The following is a 15374-nucleotide window of genomic DNA, read 5'->3' as shown; positions in this document are numbered from 1 at the left end:
TTGATTGTGCTGATGTTTGCAAAAATTGCGTTATCAAGACCTGTACCGGTTTCCTCAAGCTGGGCTGCAATATTCCAGAGTCTGTCGAAAAATTTTAATTTTCTGCTTTCTGTAAGAGATACTTTGCTTCCAATCAAAATGTCACCGTCTCCTAATGTACCGGAAAAAGACTGTCTTACCCACGGCTGGATTGTAAAATCTGTTTCAGGATCAAAGCCAATCAGCTGAAGAGAAACAGAGCAGCAGCCTGCATTCATTGAACACATATAAATCTGCGGGGAGATTTTATCGATTCCTTCAATTTCTGCAATTTTTTTCAGGTTTGATCTTGGCATATAAGAATAGGTACGGTTACCCTGATTTAAAATTGTGTCGGCGCTTACTTTTGTTCTGGCTTCATATGGAACGACAACAATATCTGCTCCGAGACGCATTTCAAGTGAATGAAGTCCGTTTTTAAGACTTAAAAGAATCATAGCGCCGCCAAAAATAGAAAAACCGAGTATCATTGCAAAAATAAACAGAGCAGAAGTCCGTCCTTTTTTGCCGAGCAGGTTTAATACAGGAAGTGATGAAAATTTCATTTATTATCCTTCTGATTATGTTGTTTTAAATGACTTAAAATAAAATCAACAAGTGAAATAAGTGCAATTAAAATAGAAATAACGATAACAGCAGGCCGCATAACTGTGTGACAGTGCATTTCTTTCATCAAGCACAAATTTACGATTATTCCTGGAATGAAAGCTGTTACAACCGAAAGTGTCAGAATTGAAAGAGAAATACCAGATTTGGTTTCAGGCTCAAAGAAAAATCTTGATGCAGACAAAACTGTAAAAACAATCCCCAGAGCTGTTATTACTCTTTCTGCCCAGTGGCAGACCATCCAAGAGCCGTCCGGTTTTGGTGAGCATGCATGAAAAGCAAAATGTGAACCGAAAGTTAAAATCAATGATAAAATCAGTAAAATTACATCTGAAACAGATATTTTTTTCATAAAAAACTCCTTAAGGTAATTAATTTTTAATTTCGCGGGCGTATTTTCCGTGCTCCAGTACGATTGTACGCTGTGCAAATGAAGCAACTTCAGGAGCATGGGTTACAACAATAATTGTTCTTCCTTCCGCATGCAGCTGTTTAAAAATGTCGATTACCATGTTTTCGTTTGCTTCATCGAGATTTCCTGTAGGTTCGTCGGCCAGAATAAGCTGCGGATGATTGATTAATGCGCGGGCAATACATACACGCTGCTGTTCGCCACCTGAAAGCTGGCTTGGAAGGTGGTGTGCACGCTGAGAAAGACCGACCCTCTCTAAAGCTTCAATGGCTTCTTTTTCGTCCGGCATTGAGTGGTAATACTGGGCAACCATTACATTTTCAAGAGCAGTTAAGTAATTTACAAGATGAAACTGCTGGAAGATAAGGCCGATTTTGTCGCGGCGGATTTCGGTAAGGCTTTTTGCGCTTTCGTGTGCAATGTCTTTTCCGTCAAGAATTACCTGACCAAGCGAAGGCTTATCCATACAGCCGATAATGTTCATCATTGTGCTTTTACCGCTTCCAGAAGGGCCCATAATTGCAACCCATTCGCCTTTTTCGACAGTAAGGCTGACGTTGTTCAAAGCCTTTACTGTTCCGCCTGAATATATTTTAGAAATGTCTTTTAATTCCAATAATGCCATATGTTTATCTCCTATTCTCCTTTTAGTACAAGTGCCGGGTCAACTTCAGTTGCGCTTTTTACCGGTATAAGACAGGCAAGGCCTGTAACTGCAACGCTTACAATAATTGTTACAGGAATTAAAAGCGGCTGAAAAGAAATGCTTCTTGCAAAAACATTTATGCTTACCGCCTGTGCGAAACCGAATCCAAGAATGACACCCAGAATGCCGCCGAGTGCTCCTAAGAAAAGTCCTTCGCCTAAAAATTCAACAACGATGCTCTGATTTGAAGCGCCGAGAGATTTCTTAAGACCGATTTCCTTACGCCGCTCGGCAACGACAGCCATCATTGTTGTTGCAACGCAGACCATTGTTAAAATCAGAACTACAAGTGTTACAATGTAGACAAGAGACTGAAGCTTTTTAAGGACAGTGCCTTCTGATTTTGCAAGACGTTTTACCAGTTTTGCATTTATGCCGGAAACATTTTCAGAAATTGTCTTTGAAATTGATTCAAGTTCGCTTCCTGTTGCACTTACAGAACATTCTGCAATATCGATGGTTCCAAAATCTTTCATCAGTTCTTCAAGCTTTGAAAGATTCATGTAAATACATTCTTCTTCGTTTCCGCCAGTCTGTAAAATTCCGGAAACTGTGAATGTCTGGCTGAAGGCTTTTCCGTTTGAATCAACTCCTGTTACTGCAATTTTTCCGCCGGCAGAAAGGGCAGTGCCGTTTGCAACAGTCTGACCTGCTAGAATTTCTGCAGCGCTTTCCGGATATTTTCCTGAAACAAGCCAGTATGGAGAAGTTTTACGAATCATCTGAAAATCCGTACCTGCTGCTAGAAACGGCTGATTGTTGATTTTTATTGTTTCGTAGCGGAAAGGCGTCAGACCGACAAGTTTTCCGGAAGGAATGAGGTCCTTCGCGTAATTTACATTTTCTGTCTTAAGGTTTTCTGTTCCTGAAGAAACCAGAAGAAGATTTGCTCCGTAAGAGCGGAATTCCTGTCCCATCTGACGGGGAACATCATAATAAATTGTAACAAGTCCGCTCAAAATCGTAGAGCCGATTGCAACTGCCAGAAGAGCTACAATCATGCGGGAACGGCGGCGCATAAGAGAGCTTGTTATCATTTTAAAGTACATTCTCTGTCGTGTCATATTAGTACCCTCCGTGGAGAACTTCAGCAGGCTTCAGTGAAAGCAAAAGTCGGATTGAAGGAAGTGAGCCTGCAAGTGTTACGACAAAAATCAGAATTGCAACCAGTGGAATTACTGTAATTTTTACAGTAATTGATGAATCAAAAACTGACTGACCGATAACTTGTGCAAAACCGAGACCTGCAAAGTATCCGAAAACTCCGCCTATAACAGCGGTAATAAAAATTTCAGTAAGAATTAAGGCCGAAACAGGACCATCGTAAGCACCGATTGCTTTTAACAGACCGATTTCTTTGCTTCTTTCCATAACACTTGCCGTAACAAGATTGGAAATACCGAGTGCTGAACCAATCAGACTTAAAATTGTAATCAACAGCATTAATAGCTGAGTTTTATTCAAAATCGCACCTTCGCTTTCAGCAACCTGACGGACAGCCTTTGCTACAGAATTTGAAATTACTTCCTGAAGCTGATAGCAGATGGAACTTACATATGCCGTGCAGTACCATGTATCCCAGTCCATCTGATTTAATGCAGACGGATCCTGAGCAGCTTTTCTGGCAAGATCATTATCCGGAGTTGTAAGGGCAGAAACTTCGATAGAAGAAATAAGACCTTCCCTTTGAAAAATCTTCTGAGCTGCATGAAGGTTCATGTAAATCAGACTGTCATCTTCGCTTCCAGAATCGAAAATTCCTTTTACGATAAAATTCTGAGAGTCAATTTGAATGGAAGAACCTGTTTTGATGGAGTGTTTTTTTGCAAGTTCAAAGCCAATCATAACGCAGTTTTCGTCATCATCAGAAAGCCATTCGCCCTGAACTGTCCACCATTTTTTCATTGCCTGCATTCCTGTATCAAGCTCTTCACCTGTTGGCAGTGAAAGATGGTGATTAAACCATGTTCCTTTTATATTAATTTCTTCATTTTCATTTAACAGTTTTTTTCCTTCGATGTACGGAGTAAAATCGACAATATTGAAAGCCCAGAAAATTGTCTTGATTCTGCCAAGTTCTTCTTCTTTTAGATAAGAGTCGCCTGAAATACCGTACATATCGCTCATAATACCAGCACTCTGGGGAACTACGCGGATATTTGCACCGTAAGTTTTGAGCTCCTGATTTACTTTATCGCCGACATCAAACATTACATTAAGCATCGCAGTTGCAAGTGAAGAACCAAGTGCAATTGTAAATGCTATCATCAGCATTTTTTTCCATTGGCGCACTAAAGCGCGGAATACCATACGAATAAACATCTGTATCAACCTCTAGTTCTTAAAACGATAAGCTTCTTTCTGTAAATCATCTGTTAAAATGATAAGCCCACCGTTTTCAATTCTTGAAGCAAGCGGAACCGGATTACAGCCGCCTTTTAAGCCGATTGTGCTTTTATTCATAACAACGTCACAGCGGTTGCAGACAACTTCGTCTTTACGTTCATAGTAGCCGACATCTCCACAGACATCGCAGGCATCAAAACCGACTCCAAAGCTCATGCCTTTTTTCTGAACCACAATAAATCTGATTCCTTTACCTGCATCGTTTGTCCATGTAAAGCGGTGCAGATGTCCGTCAGAAATCTGCTCAAGAGGAATGTAAATTTCGTTTCCTTCGAGCTGAAAGTTTTCAGAAGGTGAAAGCTCTGCTATTGTATTGGCAATTTTTTTAATAACTGTCATGTCTGTCCAGACGAGCAGACTCAAAAATACTGTAAATACTGCAAGACGACGGTTATTACGTGCAAAGGCTTTTAACTTTCTGTGTTCTGCCGGATTGCTGTATTCCCCGTGAATTTTTGTAAAGTAAATGAAAAATCCGACGGAAAGGGCAATAATTACAATAATCGCAAAAAAGAAAATTACGTTTTCTGCAGTTATAAGCTGCGGTAACGATTTACGAAGACCAGAAGGAATCTTAATTTTACGTCTGTAGTACGAATTGATTATTCCTGTTACTGCAACAAAAGATATAAAGCCTGAAATTAAATAGAGCAGTGTAAAAATAAGTGCGTTTACCTTTTGAGAAGAGCGTGAAAGAATTTTATAAAGTGAGGAGGCGCATAAAAAACATAAAAGCCAGCCTGCAAGATAGCCGGTAAATTTTGCAAGATACATTGTTGAAAAATATGTGTCATACATTCCAAGGAAATGGAACGGCAGTGAAAAAACCGGAGGAATTGAATAAAGCAGAAGGCACGTTACAAAAATTACACCGCTCAAATCTAAAGCATAAATGAAGGCAGATGTTTTTAATCGCCTTACAGAATACAACCAGTTAAGGACTGCATAACAAAGACCAGAAATAACTGATGTTACAAGAAGATAGATGTTATTTATCTGATTGTATTTTATAAGACGTTTTTCGCGCAGAAATGAAACTGCAAGAATTACAGCAGCAAGAAAAAGTGCAGCTTTATAAAAAATAGATTTTACTTTATCAGAGTTAAGAGTTTTTACCTGAGAAAAAACAAAACCCGTCATTAAAAACGGAATAAAAAGAGACTGGACTGTTTCAAAAAGATTTTTAGACATATGACTTATTAATGTATGTTAGCGGAAAAATTCGGGTTTTTAGCTTGTAAACAAAGACAAATCTGACGGAAGCAGGGTTACGGCACAAAACCGCCTGAGGTTTGCTCACAGCGGTGTTTGTTGACGTGTTCCTGCTGGGAGTCAGATTTGCTTTTATGAAAAGGTTAAATAACTCGAAATTTAACCAAATTAGTTGTATTCTGGCTGAACTTTCTTTCCGTCGAATACCCAGTCTTTGAACTCAACTGAGAGAGGTTTGTCGTTTGGCCAGTATTTCTGGAGATCTGAACCCGGTTTTGTATCTTCGTCTGTGTGGATGAAGTAGTTGTTTTCAGCAGGGCTGTGAATGATAAAGCGTGCTGTGTATGTTCCTGCCTGGTTCAGGTTGATGTTTGCACCATAGTGAGGACCGTCAGAAGCGTTCATCTGCATGAATGTACCTTTTACAGCAACGTTTCCAGAAGACTGATCAATAACTTCGTAGTCTACTGTAAGACCTGGAACGAACTGGTCAACAACGAAACCGAGGTCGTTTTCCATAGCAGCGATGTCAGCTTCGATGTGCATTGTAAAGTCTGCACCTTTCTGAGTGTTGCCTTCGCCTGATTTCATATCAACAGCCTGGAAGTAAACACCGTTAACAGCGAGAAATCCTGCCTGCTGTTCATCGCCGATATCGTGCTCAACGAATCCGCCTTCATCTTCTTCAACAGCTTCTGCAGCAGCTGAAGAGTTAGCCTGTGAAGTTGCTTTTTCATTGCAACCCATAAATGCAAATGCCATTGCAGCACCTGCGAGAATCAAAGACATTGTCTTTTTCATAATAAAAACACTCCTATATGTTTTTTTTTGCACTATTTATTTTTCTTTCTTACCAGAAAGAATTTTTCCCACGCACAAACTGCCCAGAATTACTACAATTGCAATTCCCTGTGCAATCAGGCTCTCTGCGTACGGATAAATACCGAGCAATGATATTGTCGGAACACCGTCTATGAGCTTTGGTGTAATCCATGCAGCATCAACAAATTCGCTGATACCACCGCCGACAAATGAAACAACCATTACAAACATGAGAATCGAAGTTGCATAGAAGAACGGTTTGAGAGGGAGCTTTTTGCCGGTTATAATAATTGCTTTGTAAACAAATACGAGAAGGACCACAGCTATAATCATTCCGAGAATTACTGCTGAAACTGTTCCGTTTGTATCTGAACCTGAGAACATTGCCTGATAGAAAAGAATTACTTCGGCACCTTCGCGGAAAACAGCAAGGAAACAGGTGAAAGCAAGAGAGAACATGCTTCGTTTATCTACAGAAGTCTGGATTTTTCCCTGAAGGTAGTTTGACCACGCTTTTGAAGAAGCTTTTGAAATCATCCAGTTTGAAGTGTAGAAAAGAACTGCTACAGCGATGAACATTGTAATGCCTTCAACAACTTCCTGTCCCTGACCGCTTTCAAAGCCGAATTTTGTAAGACCAATTAAAATTAAAGCCATTACGATTGAAGCCAAAATACCAATAACTGAACCTTTGTAGACTGAGCCAAGATTGTTTTCGTTGCCGCTTTTTCTGAGGTATGCGATGATTGCACCAACGATAAGAATTGCTTCAAATCCTTCACGCAGAAGAATTAAAAGAGAAGCAACAACGGTTGCCCACCACTGAGCGCGCCCCTGTTTTTTAGTTAAATCTACAGCTGTTTTTGAAATTACATCAGAAAGTTCTATGATTGACGCTGCAACTTCAGGCTTTGATTCCTTTTCCAGAATCATTGATTTTGTTTTATTGTAAAGATTTACGATCTGAGCATCTCTTTCGTTTCCAAGAGATTTTGCAACATTTTCCTGAAATTTTGATTTTCCGTAGTATCGCGCATATGCTTTGCGGAATTTAGGCTCTGCCGTAACTACTTTTCCGTCTGAATACATTGAAGCCGCTTCACTGAACTCGTTTTCGAGAACCTTTGCAAGTTCATTCCATGACATTTTTGGAGGATCGAGCTTTTCGGCATCTTCAAAAAGCATTGAAATTAAAGTGTCACATTCTTTACGCACTTCTTCGTTAGACTTTGCAGAACGCATGGCGCTTTTTATACGGCTGAACTGAACTTCAACATTACCGGCGCGGCTTCCGCCAATACGGCTCTGTGTATTACGTTCAAAACCATCTACCTCATAGTGGCCAAAGTAGGCATCGTTTACACGCTCATAACCTGCATCAGCATTTCCTGATACATAAATATTGTAAGCATCATCGATAATAGCCTGCATTTCGGTTGCAACTGATTTCCATGATTTAGATTCGGCAGATACAACAAACAAAACGCTGAAAGTGATAACAAATGCTAGAATTGTCTTACGCATAATAGCCTCATGTGATAGAAGTTAGCACAATCTAATTATTTGTGCAATAGGTGAATGAAAAATTGAATTTCTACCGATAATTAAAATATGAACAGAAAATTTTATTTTTTATCAGTTTTAATGTTGATTTCGTCTTTTATTTTTGCTTCTGCATATAAGTCTGGTGTGCAGGCTTCTTATTACGCAGATAAATATCATGGCCGTAAAACCGCAAACGGAGAAGTTTTTAATATGTATGCAATGACCTGTGCACACAAAACTCTTCCTTTTGGCACAGTCCTTCGGGTTACAAATCTTAAAAATAATAAAACAGTAGATGTACGTGTGAATGACAGAGGACCTTTTGTAAAAAACAGAGAAATTGATGTTTCAAAAGCTGCAGCCCAGAAACTTGATATGATAAAAACAGGAACTGCCACTGTTAAAATTGAAATTATTTCAAATAATGTCAAAACAGCCGTAAATTCAGATACTGTAAAACAAGACGGTTTAACCAGATTCTGGGATGTACAGGTAGCATCTTTTTCAAGCTATGAAAATGCAAACAGAACAGCACAAAATCTCTTAAAAAATGGCTTTGAAAATGTTTACTTTCAGAAAACTTCATCAGTAACAAGAGTTGTTTTAAAAAAAGTTCCTGCAGCGTCTTTACAGACTGTTGAAAACAAACTTCGCGAAAACGGATATTCGGATTTTATTGTTAAGAAGAATTCGTAAAACAAATTGAACAGAATATAAATTTTAAGTAAAATTAATCAAAAAGGAATTTATAATGAATAAAGCTCTTGAAATATTAAAAGAACGCGGGTTTTTCGCGCAGTGTACGGATGAACAGGGACTTTCTGACTTAATGGATAAAGGACCTGTCGCTTTTTATGTCGGATGTGATCCTACAGGTCCTTCTCTTCATATTGGACATATGGTTCCGTTTTTTGCACTCCGCCATTTACGAAAAGAGGGACACATTGGTATTGCCCTGATTGGCGGCGGTACTGCAAGAATCGGCGATCCATCCGGTAAAACTGAAATGCGCAAAATGATTTCTTATGAACAGATTGACCGGAATGTTGAAACAATCAAAGCTCAGCTTGACCGTTTTATCGGTTTTGACGGCAAAACTGCTTTTTCAGACAATAACAAAAACTGGCTTGCAGATTTGAATTATATCGATTTTCTGCGTGAAATAGGTTCGTGTTTCAGTGTGAATAAAATGCTTTCATATGAAGCATACAAGCAGCGGCTGGAACGGGGACTTTCCTTTATAGAATTCAACTATCAGCTTTTACAGAGTTATGACTTTCTGCGTCTTCATGAAAAGCATAATGTTCAGCTTCAGATTGGCGGTGATGATCAGTGGGGAAATATTACTGCCGGTGTTGATCTCATCCGCAGAAAACTTGGTGGTACAGAAGAACTTAATGAAAAACACACTGTTTACGGGCTTACATTTCCGCTTATCACTCGAAGTGACGGCAAAAAAATGGGTAAGACTGAAAAAGGTGCAATTTTTCTTGATGAATCACTGACAAGTGTATATGACTTTTTCCAGTACTGGCGTAATGTTGCTGATCCTGATGTAGAAAAATTCTTTAAACTCTTTACTTTTCTTGAAATTTCTGAAATTAAAGAAATCTGTTCAGGAAATATCAATGCAGCAAAGGAAAGACTTGCATACGAAGTAACCAAAGAAATACATGGTAAAGAAAAGGCAGATTCTGCTCTTGCAGGTGCAAAAGCTGCTTTCGGTGGTGAAGGTGATAAAACCCAGATGCCTACAATAGAACTTTCAAAATCAGAACTTGACGCAGGTATCGGAATCTTAACACTTTTTGTAAATGCAAAACTTGCTTCGTCAAACGGTGAAGCAAGAAGGCTGATTCAGGGTAACGGTGCATCGCTTAACGGTGAAAGTCTTTCAGATCCTACGCTCAAAGTTACTGCCGGAAATCTTGATAAAGACGGTGAATTTGTTCTTCGTGCAGGAAAAAAGAAATTCTGCCGTGTGATTTTTAAATAAAAACTGCAGTAAGCTTCGTGATTTATAAGTTTCACGAAGCTTTTTTTTTGTTCTTTTTCAGTTTATAAAAATCTATTTTTTCACAGTAGATTATTCTCTAAAAATTTACTATAATTTATCCCAAAAATTACATAATCGAGGCTCATTTTGTATAAGTCAGTTGATGCGAAAGTTGACTTCCCTAAGCAGGAAGAAGAAATCTTGGATTTTTGGAAGAAAAACGACACTTTCAAAAAATCACTTGACCAGCGTGAAGGCTGTGAAGAATTCACTTTTTTTGACGGACCTCCGTTTGCAACAGGTCTTCCTCATTTCGGTCACTTTATTCCTTCTACCATTAAGGATATTATTCCGCGTTATCAGACCATGAAGGGCAAAAAAGTCGAGCGACGTTTCGGCTGGGACTGCCATGGTCTTCCTGTAGAAAACTTAATCGAAAAAGAGCTTGGAATTAACTCAAAACACGAAATCGAAGAATACGGTGTTGCAAATTTCAACGACAAATGCCGTGCTTCAGTTCTTAAATACACTTCAGAGTGGCGCAAAACCATTACCCGTATGGGTCGCTGGGTTGATTTTGACAACGACTACAAAACCATGAATCCTGACTTCATGGAAACAATCTGGTGGGTCGCAAAATCACTCTGGGATAAAGGCCTTATCTACGAAGGAAAATACATTCTTCCGTACTGTCCGCGCTGTGCTACAGTTCTTTCAACTCATGAACTTGCCCAGGGCTACAAAGAAAAGCAGGATCCGGCAGTTACAATCCGCTTCAAGGTTACAAAAACACCTGCTGCCTTCAATGACCCTGACCTTACCAACGGAAAAACATATTTCCTTGCATGGACTACAACCCCGTGGACTCTTCCTTCAAACCTTGGTCTTTGTATGGGACCGGAAATTGATTATGTAAAAATTCTCGACAAATCTTCAGGCGACTACTACATCTTAGCCGAAGCGCGCCTTTCTTCTTACTACAAAAATGCAGAAGATTACGAAATTATCTGGCGTCACAAGGGTGCAGAGTTTATCGATGCTGAATATGAGCCTCTTTTCCCGTATTTTGAAAATCTTAAAGACGCTTCTGAATGTGAAAAGATTAGCGGTCAGACCTGTAAAAAAGGTGCATTCCGCCTTTTTAATGCTGACTATGTTTCAACTGAAGACGGTACTGGTATTGTTCATATCGCTCCGGCCTTTGGTGAACACGACTCTAAAGTATTCGCAGGTTCTGGCGTTCCATTCGTTGAGCCAATCGATGCTGAATGCCGCTTTACAAAAGAAGTTTCAGATTATGCAGGCGTTTTCGTAAAAGATGCCGACAAAGACATCATGGACCGCCTCAAAAAAGAAGGTAAACTCGTAAAACGCGAAACTGTAAACCACCAGTACCCGCACTGCTGGCGATGCGGCTCTCCTCTTATTTACCGCGGAATCGGTTCTTGGTTTGTAAAAGTTGCAGAAAATCACGACACTCTTCTGCGTGCTAACAGCCAGATTAAATGGCAGCCTGCACACATTAAGGAAGGCCGCTTCGGAAAATGGCTTGCAGGAAGCCGTGACTGGGCAATCAGCCGAAACCGCTACTGGGGAAACCCGATTCCTATCTGGAGATGTGACGACTGCGGCGAAAAAATCTGTATCGGAAGCCGCGCAGAGCTCAAAGAAAAGAGCGGCGTAGATTTGGACGACCTTCACAAGCAGTTCGTTGATAAAGTCACGATTAAGTGTAAATGCGGCGGAACAATGCACCGAATCCCAGAAGTCTTTGACTGCTGGTTTGAATCAGGAAGTATGCCGTACGCTCAGCAGCACTATCCGTTTGAAAACAAAGAATACTTTGAAAAGCACTTCCCGGCAGACTTTATTTCTGAAGGCCTGGATCAGACACGAGGATGGTTCTATACCCTTACAATTCTTGCAGCAGAACTTTTCGATAAGCCTGCTTTCAAAAACTGTATCGTAAACGGTCTTGTTCTTGCCGAAGACGGCCGCAAAATGAGTAAATCTCTCAAAAATTACACTGACCCTGTAGAAGCAATCAACATGTTCGGTGCAGACGCACTCCGCCTGTTCCTTACTCACTCAGCTGTTGTTAAAGCAGATGATTTGCGCTATTCAGATAACGGTGTTCGCGAAGTCCTTAAAAATATTCTCATTCCTCTCTGGAGCGGATATTCATTCTTCGTAACTTACGCAAATATCGACGGCTACACAGCAAAAGGAAGCGTTTTTGAAGGCCTTAAGCCATCTAATCCTCTGGATGCATGGATTGTCTCAATCACACAGAAAATGATTAAGGATGTTACAGAAGCCCTTGACGATTACGATCTTTCAACTGCAATCGATCCTTTAATCAACTTTATCGATCAGCTCAACAACTGGTATATCCGCCGAAGCCGCCGCCGATTCTGGAAGAGCGAGAACGACAACGACAAATCAGAAGCATACGAGTCGCTTTACTATGCATTAAAGTCATTCTCACTTGTTGCAGCTCCGTTCATTCCGTTCATCACAGAAAGCATGTGGCAGAACCTCCGCACAGAAAAAGACGCAGAGTCAGTCCACCTGGCTGATTTCCCTGTATATAATGCTTCTCTACGCGACGAAAAGCTGGAATTCCGCATGGACACTGTTCAAAAGGCAGTTTCGATGGGACGAAGTTTGCGCAATCAGTTCAACCTCAAAAACCGCCAGCCTTTGGCTTCTGCTCAGCTTGTAACACGCAATGCCGAAGAACGCAGTGTCCTTGAAAGCATGATTGATACAATCCGTGAAGAGCTTAACGTAAAAGAAGTTATTTTCCACGAGAGGGAAGATGAGCTTGTAAGTTACAAGGCAAAGGCAAACTTCAAGGTTTTAGGAAAAGAACTCGGTGCCAAAATGAAGGCAGCAGCTTCAAAAATTGCTGAACTTAAAAACGAAGCAATCGCTGAAATCTTAGGCGGAACAAAAGTTACTCTAGATATAGACGGCCAGAGCGTAGACTTGAATACCGAAAAAATCATCGTTGAGCGAATCGAAAAAGAAGATCTCAAAGTTGTAAATGATGGTACTCTTACAGTCGGTCTTGACACTAAAGTCACAGACGAGCTCAAAAAAGAAGGCTATGTGCGTGACCTTATCCGTGGAATTCAGAACCTTCGCAAAGAAAGCGGCTTTGAAGTTACCGACCGCATCAAACTCCTTGTTTCAGGCGATGCCGACTTAAAGGACGCATTTGCAAAATTCAAGGACTTTGTTTCAGGCGAAACTTTAGCTGTCGTTCAGGAATGGAAAGACAAACTCGATAAATCTTCTTCAGTAGAAGCTGACGACAAAACATGGAGCATTTCTATTGAAAAAGCTTAATATATTAAAAGCACTTGCCCTCGCTCTGGGGGTGAGCGCTTTTTTTTCATGTAAATCAACTCCCGATCTTAATCCCGTAGATGCTTTTGAGCTTCTGGACGGTGAAGGAGTTATGTATCTTACAGTTCCGGTAAAATCAAACAGTGAATTTGTTTCAAGTGCAATTCAAAAGATTGCAAAGACCGAAGAAAAGGATGCGGAAAAAATTACTGAACGGCTGGATATAGCATATATAGAAATATCAGCAGATTCAGAAATTAAACTTTCTGCAAGTGGAAAAATTCCGACAAATTTTGTAGGAATGGCCTTAAATGAAAAAAACGGCTGGAAAGTAAATGTAATAGATAACCAGACGGTTTATACTCATCAGCAGACTTTATATCAGTTATGTATGCCGTCTTCTTCCAACGCTTTTATATCTCATTATATTGAACCTATGGTTCAGAAATTTAATGAAATTGCATATTCTCAGCAGAATTTTGAGAATATAAATATTCAATCATCTGCTGTGACGGAAAAAGCTTATCAGTTTCTGCATGAAAAAATTTCTTCAGATATCATGATTTATGCTCCTGTTCCTAAGGCTTTTATAAAAGCATTTATCGGTGCAGATGTCAAAGCTCCTGTTGACTCTATTTATGCTGTTCTTACTCCATTAAGTAACGGTAAAGAATTTGGCTTAAAAATAATAATCGGGCTTTCTGATTCAAGGACAGTAAAAGCAGCCTGTGCAGCATTAAAACTTGCATTGTTCCCTATTCCTGCAAAAATAGTACAGACCGCTTCCCAGCAGATTACAATAACTGATATAACTCTTTCAAAAAAAGAGGTACTTTCTTTAATCAGATAAAATATGAAAAAAATAAAAATTTTTTTTTCACTTTCAAATATATTTTTTCTCTTTTGTTTTTTATTAACCGCTTGTGCTTCCTCAGGTTTGAGAATTCCAGGAGAGTCAAGAATTATTTTAAAAAATCTGGCAGTTGAATATTATACTGTTGCAGAAGGATATCTTGAAATTAAAAATTATACCAAAGCTGCTGAATATTATAAACTTGCAATGCGAAATAAAGATTTATATCTTACTTCGTATTACAAATTGGCAAGATGTTATGCTCTTTCAAAAGACTGGAAGAATGCAGCTGAATCATATGAATATCTTCTTTCACTTGATCCTGATAATGTAATGCTTAAGACTTCTCTTGCATATATTACTGCAATGAATGGAAACATTGATGATGCAATTTTAAAATACAGAAAATTACTTGAAGATAATCCATTTGATGAAAGTATTCTGGAAAATTATGTTGCTTTGTTAATCAATGTAGGCCGTGGTGAAGATGCGGAAGAGAGTTTTTTTGTCTTAAAAGAAAAATTTCCTGACAATAAGCAGATAACAGGTTTTGCCCAGAAGTTATCCGAGATTGTAGATAATTTTGATGCCAGCAGGAAAGATTTTAAAGAAAATCAAAACACTGATAAGACAAAGCCTGAAGATAAACAGCTTTAGTTTTCGTTCATATACTCTTTATATTTGTCCGGATTTGCTCTGAATGCTATAATCGGTGAATCTGGATCTTCTGTGGCATGCAAAAGAGCCTGATCTGCTTCAAGAATAACCTGTTCTGCTTTTACGATTCTGCCGTTTACTGATGATATACCAATCGAAACTTCATTTGTAGAATTATTGTCTTTCAGGTAATCTGATAAATTTTCATATAATTTTTCTGATGATTCGACAGCAGAATTTAAATCAATATCTGAAAGTATGATTGCGTAACAGTCAGCTTTATATTCAAATAATAATGCATCAATTCCAAAAATTTGCTGCATTATAGCAATTGATTTTTGTGAAAGAGAATTACCACGGTCTAAACCATTAATTTTTGCTAGAATAAGGCTTGTTTCATTATTTTTAGATGTGGTTACTGCATTTTCAAGCTTTTCTTCAAGACAGTTCTGATAATAAATTCCTGTAAGCGGTGAAATGTTTCTGTCTTCTTCAGTCTCAGAAATTTCCATGTTTTCTTCTGTTGATGGAATTACATATGTTTCTTCTGTTTTATCAGACTGAAGTTCCTGCTGAATTTCAGTCTGATTATCTTTAATTCCGTCCTGGTTTTCTGAGAGCTGTTGATTTTCCTTTTCGAATAAATCAATTATATCAACTTCTTCATTTTCTTCCGGCTGTGCTTCTGTTTCTGTTTCTGTTTCTGTTTCTGTTTCTGTAAAGTTATCAGTTTCATTTTGTGATTCTTCAAAATTTTCTGATTCTT

At 39.1% G+C, this 15374-nt stretch carries 13 protein-coding genes and 1 pseudogene; 5 read left to right on the top strand and 9 right to left on the bottom strand.

Features of this window, described 5'->3' with window-relative positions:
• The 8 genes and pseudogenes from ACKI5B_RS07985 to ACKI5B_RS07950 all read right to left on the bottom strand — a co-directional run.
• Window positions 1–584 (bottom strand): annotated as a pseudogene (locus ACKI5B_RS07985) (hypothetical protein); the annotation flags it as partial.
• Window positions 581–997 carry a DUF4418 family protein gene (locus tag ACKI5B_RS07980; RefSeq protein ID WP_407427552.1) on the bottom strand — a complete coding sequence of 139 codons (417 nt, stop codon included), beginning with the start codon at window positions 995–997 and terminating at the stop codon, window positions 581–583. The pseudogene ACKI5B_RS07985 and the gene ACKI5B_RS07980, both read right to left, overlap by 4 nt.
• Window positions 998–1016: 19 nt before the next feature.
• The gene (locus ACKI5B_RS07975) at window positions 1017–1682 is read right to left on the bottom strand and encodes an ABC transporter ATP-binding protein (protein ID WP_407427550.1); all 666 of its coding nucleotides are present in this window, start codon (window positions 1680–1682) and stop codon (window positions 1017–1019) included.
• 11 nt (window positions 1683–1693) lie between these two features.
• Window positions 1694–2827 carry an ABC transporter permease gene (locus ACKI5B_RS07970; protein ID WP_407427548.1) on the bottom strand — a complete coding sequence of 378 codons (1134 nt, stop codon included), beginning with the start codon at window positions 2825–2827 and terminating at the stop codon, window positions 1694–1696.
• 1 nt (window position 2828) lies between these two features.
• Window positions 2829–4085, bottom strand: coding sequence for an ABC transporter permease (locus tag ACKI5B_RS07965; RefSeq protein WP_407427546.1), 1257 nt, complete (start codon window positions 4083–4085; stop codon window positions 2829–2831).
• Window positions 4086–4097: 12 nt separating this feature from the next.
• Complete coding sequence (locus ACKI5B_RS07960; protein WP_407427544.1) at window positions 4098–5360, bottom strand: Fe-S-containing protein; 1263 nt, start codon at window positions 5358–5360, stop codon at window positions 4098–4100.
• A 189-nt stretch (window positions 5361–5549) separates the two neighbouring features.
• On the bottom strand, window positions 5550–6182 hold the full coding sequence (locus ACKI5B_RS07955; RefSeq protein WP_407427542.1) for an iron transporter: 633 nt from the start codon (window positions 6180–6182) through the stop codon (window positions 5550–5552).
• A 36-nt stretch (window positions 6183–6218) separates the two neighbouring features.
• Window positions 6219–7727 (bottom strand): FTR1 family iron permease, encoded by a 1509-nt coding sequence (locus ACKI5B_RS07950; protein WP_407427540.1) that lies wholly within the window; start codon window positions 7725–7727, stop codon window positions 6219–6221.
• Between the two features lie 87 nt (window positions 7728–7814).
• On the opposite strand from ACKI5B_RS07950, the gene ACKI5B_RS07945 reads away from it, so the two are divergent.
• The 5 genes from ACKI5B_RS07945 to ACKI5B_RS07925 all read left to right on the top strand — a co-directional run bounded on the left by ACKI5B_RS07945 (window position 7815) and on the right by ACKI5B_RS07925 (window position 14608).
• Window positions 7815–8444 carry a septal ring lytic transglycosylase RlpA family protein gene (locus tag ACKI5B_RS07945; protein ID WP_407427538.1) on the top strand — a complete coding sequence of 210 codons (630 nt, stop codon included), beginning with the start codon at window positions 7815–7817 and terminating at the stop codon, window positions 8442–8444.
• Between the two features lie 55 nt (window positions 8445–8499).
• Window positions 8500–9744, top strand: coding sequence for a tyrosine--tRNA ligase (tyrS, locus tag ACKI5B_RS07940; protein ID WP_407427536.1), 1245 nt, complete (start codon window positions 8500–8502; stop codon window positions 9742–9744).
• Between the two features lie 147 nt (window positions 9745–9891).
• Entirely contained in the window at window positions 9892–13098 is a 3207-nt protein-coding gene (gene ileS / locus ACKI5B_RS07935) for an isoleucine--tRNA ligase (protein ID WP_407427534.1), read from the top strand.
• Window positions 13085–13948 carry a lipoprotein gene (locus ACKI5B_RS07930; RefSeq protein ID WP_407427532.1) on the top strand — a complete coding sequence of 288 codons (864 nt, stop codon included), beginning with the start codon at window positions 13085–13087 and terminating at the stop codon, window positions 13946–13948. The genes ileS and ACKI5B_RS07930 overlap by 14 nt, the downstream gene beginning before the upstream one ends.
• Window positions 13949–14035: 87 nt before the next feature.
• A complete protein-coding gene (locus ACKI5B_RS07925; RefSeq protein WP_407427530.1) occupies window positions 14036–14608 on the top strand; it encodes a tetratricopeptide repeat protein in 573 nt (190 codons plus the stop codon).
• Here ACKI5B_RS07925 and ACKI5B_RS07920 read toward each other — a convergent pair.
• Window positions 14605–15374: GGDEF domain-containing protein (locus tag ACKI5B_RS07920; RefSeq protein ID WP_407427528.1), on the bottom strand; the 770-nt coding region annotated here is incomplete at its 5' end. The genes ACKI5B_RS07925 and ACKI5B_RS07920 overlap by 4 nt on opposite strands.

This window comes from Treponema sp. (genome assembly GCF_045657965.1).
In the GTDB taxonomy this organism is placed as follows: Bacteria; Spirochaetota; Spirochaetia; order Treponematales; family Treponemataceae; genus Treponema_D.
Note: the sequence above shows the minus strand (reverse complement) of the source record. Positions and strands in the feature narration are given on the sequence as shown.

Coding starts and splice junctions, on each gene's coding strand:
- ACKI5B_RS07980 (WP_407427552.1), bottom strand. CDS start 997: ATGAAAAAAATATCTGTTTCAGATGTAATTTTACTGATTTTATCATTG.
- ACKI5B_RS07975 (WP_407427550.1), bottom strand. CDS start 1,682: ATGGCATTATTGGAATTAAAAGACATTTCTAAAATATATTCAGGCGGA.
- ACKI5B_RS07970 (WP_407427548.1), bottom strand. CDS start 2,827: ATGACACGACAGAGAATGTACTTTAAAATGATAACAAGCTCTCTTATG.
- ACKI5B_RS07965 (WP_407427546.1), bottom strand. CDS start 4,085: ATGTTTATTCGTATGGTATTCCGCGCTTTAGTGCGCCAATGGAAAAAA.
- ACKI5B_RS07960 (WP_407427544.1), bottom strand. CDS start 5,360: ATGTCTAAAAATCTTTTTGAAACAGTCCAGTCTCTTTTTATTCCGTTT.
- ACKI5B_RS07955 (WP_407427542.1), bottom strand. CDS start 6,182: ATGAAAAAGACAATGTCTTTGATTCTCGCAGGTGCTGCAATGGCATTT.
- ACKI5B_RS07950 (WP_407427540.1), bottom strand. CDS start 7,727: ATGCGTAAGACAATTCTAGCATTTGTTATCACTTTCAGCGTTTTGTTT.
- ACKI5B_RS07945 (WP_407427538.1), top strand. CDS start 7,815: ATGAACAGAAAATTTTATTTTTTATCAGTTTTAATGTTGATTTCGTCT.
- tyrS (WP_407427536.1), top strand. CDS start 8,500: ATGAATAAAGCTCTTGAAATATTAAAAGAACGCGGGTTTTTCGCGCAG.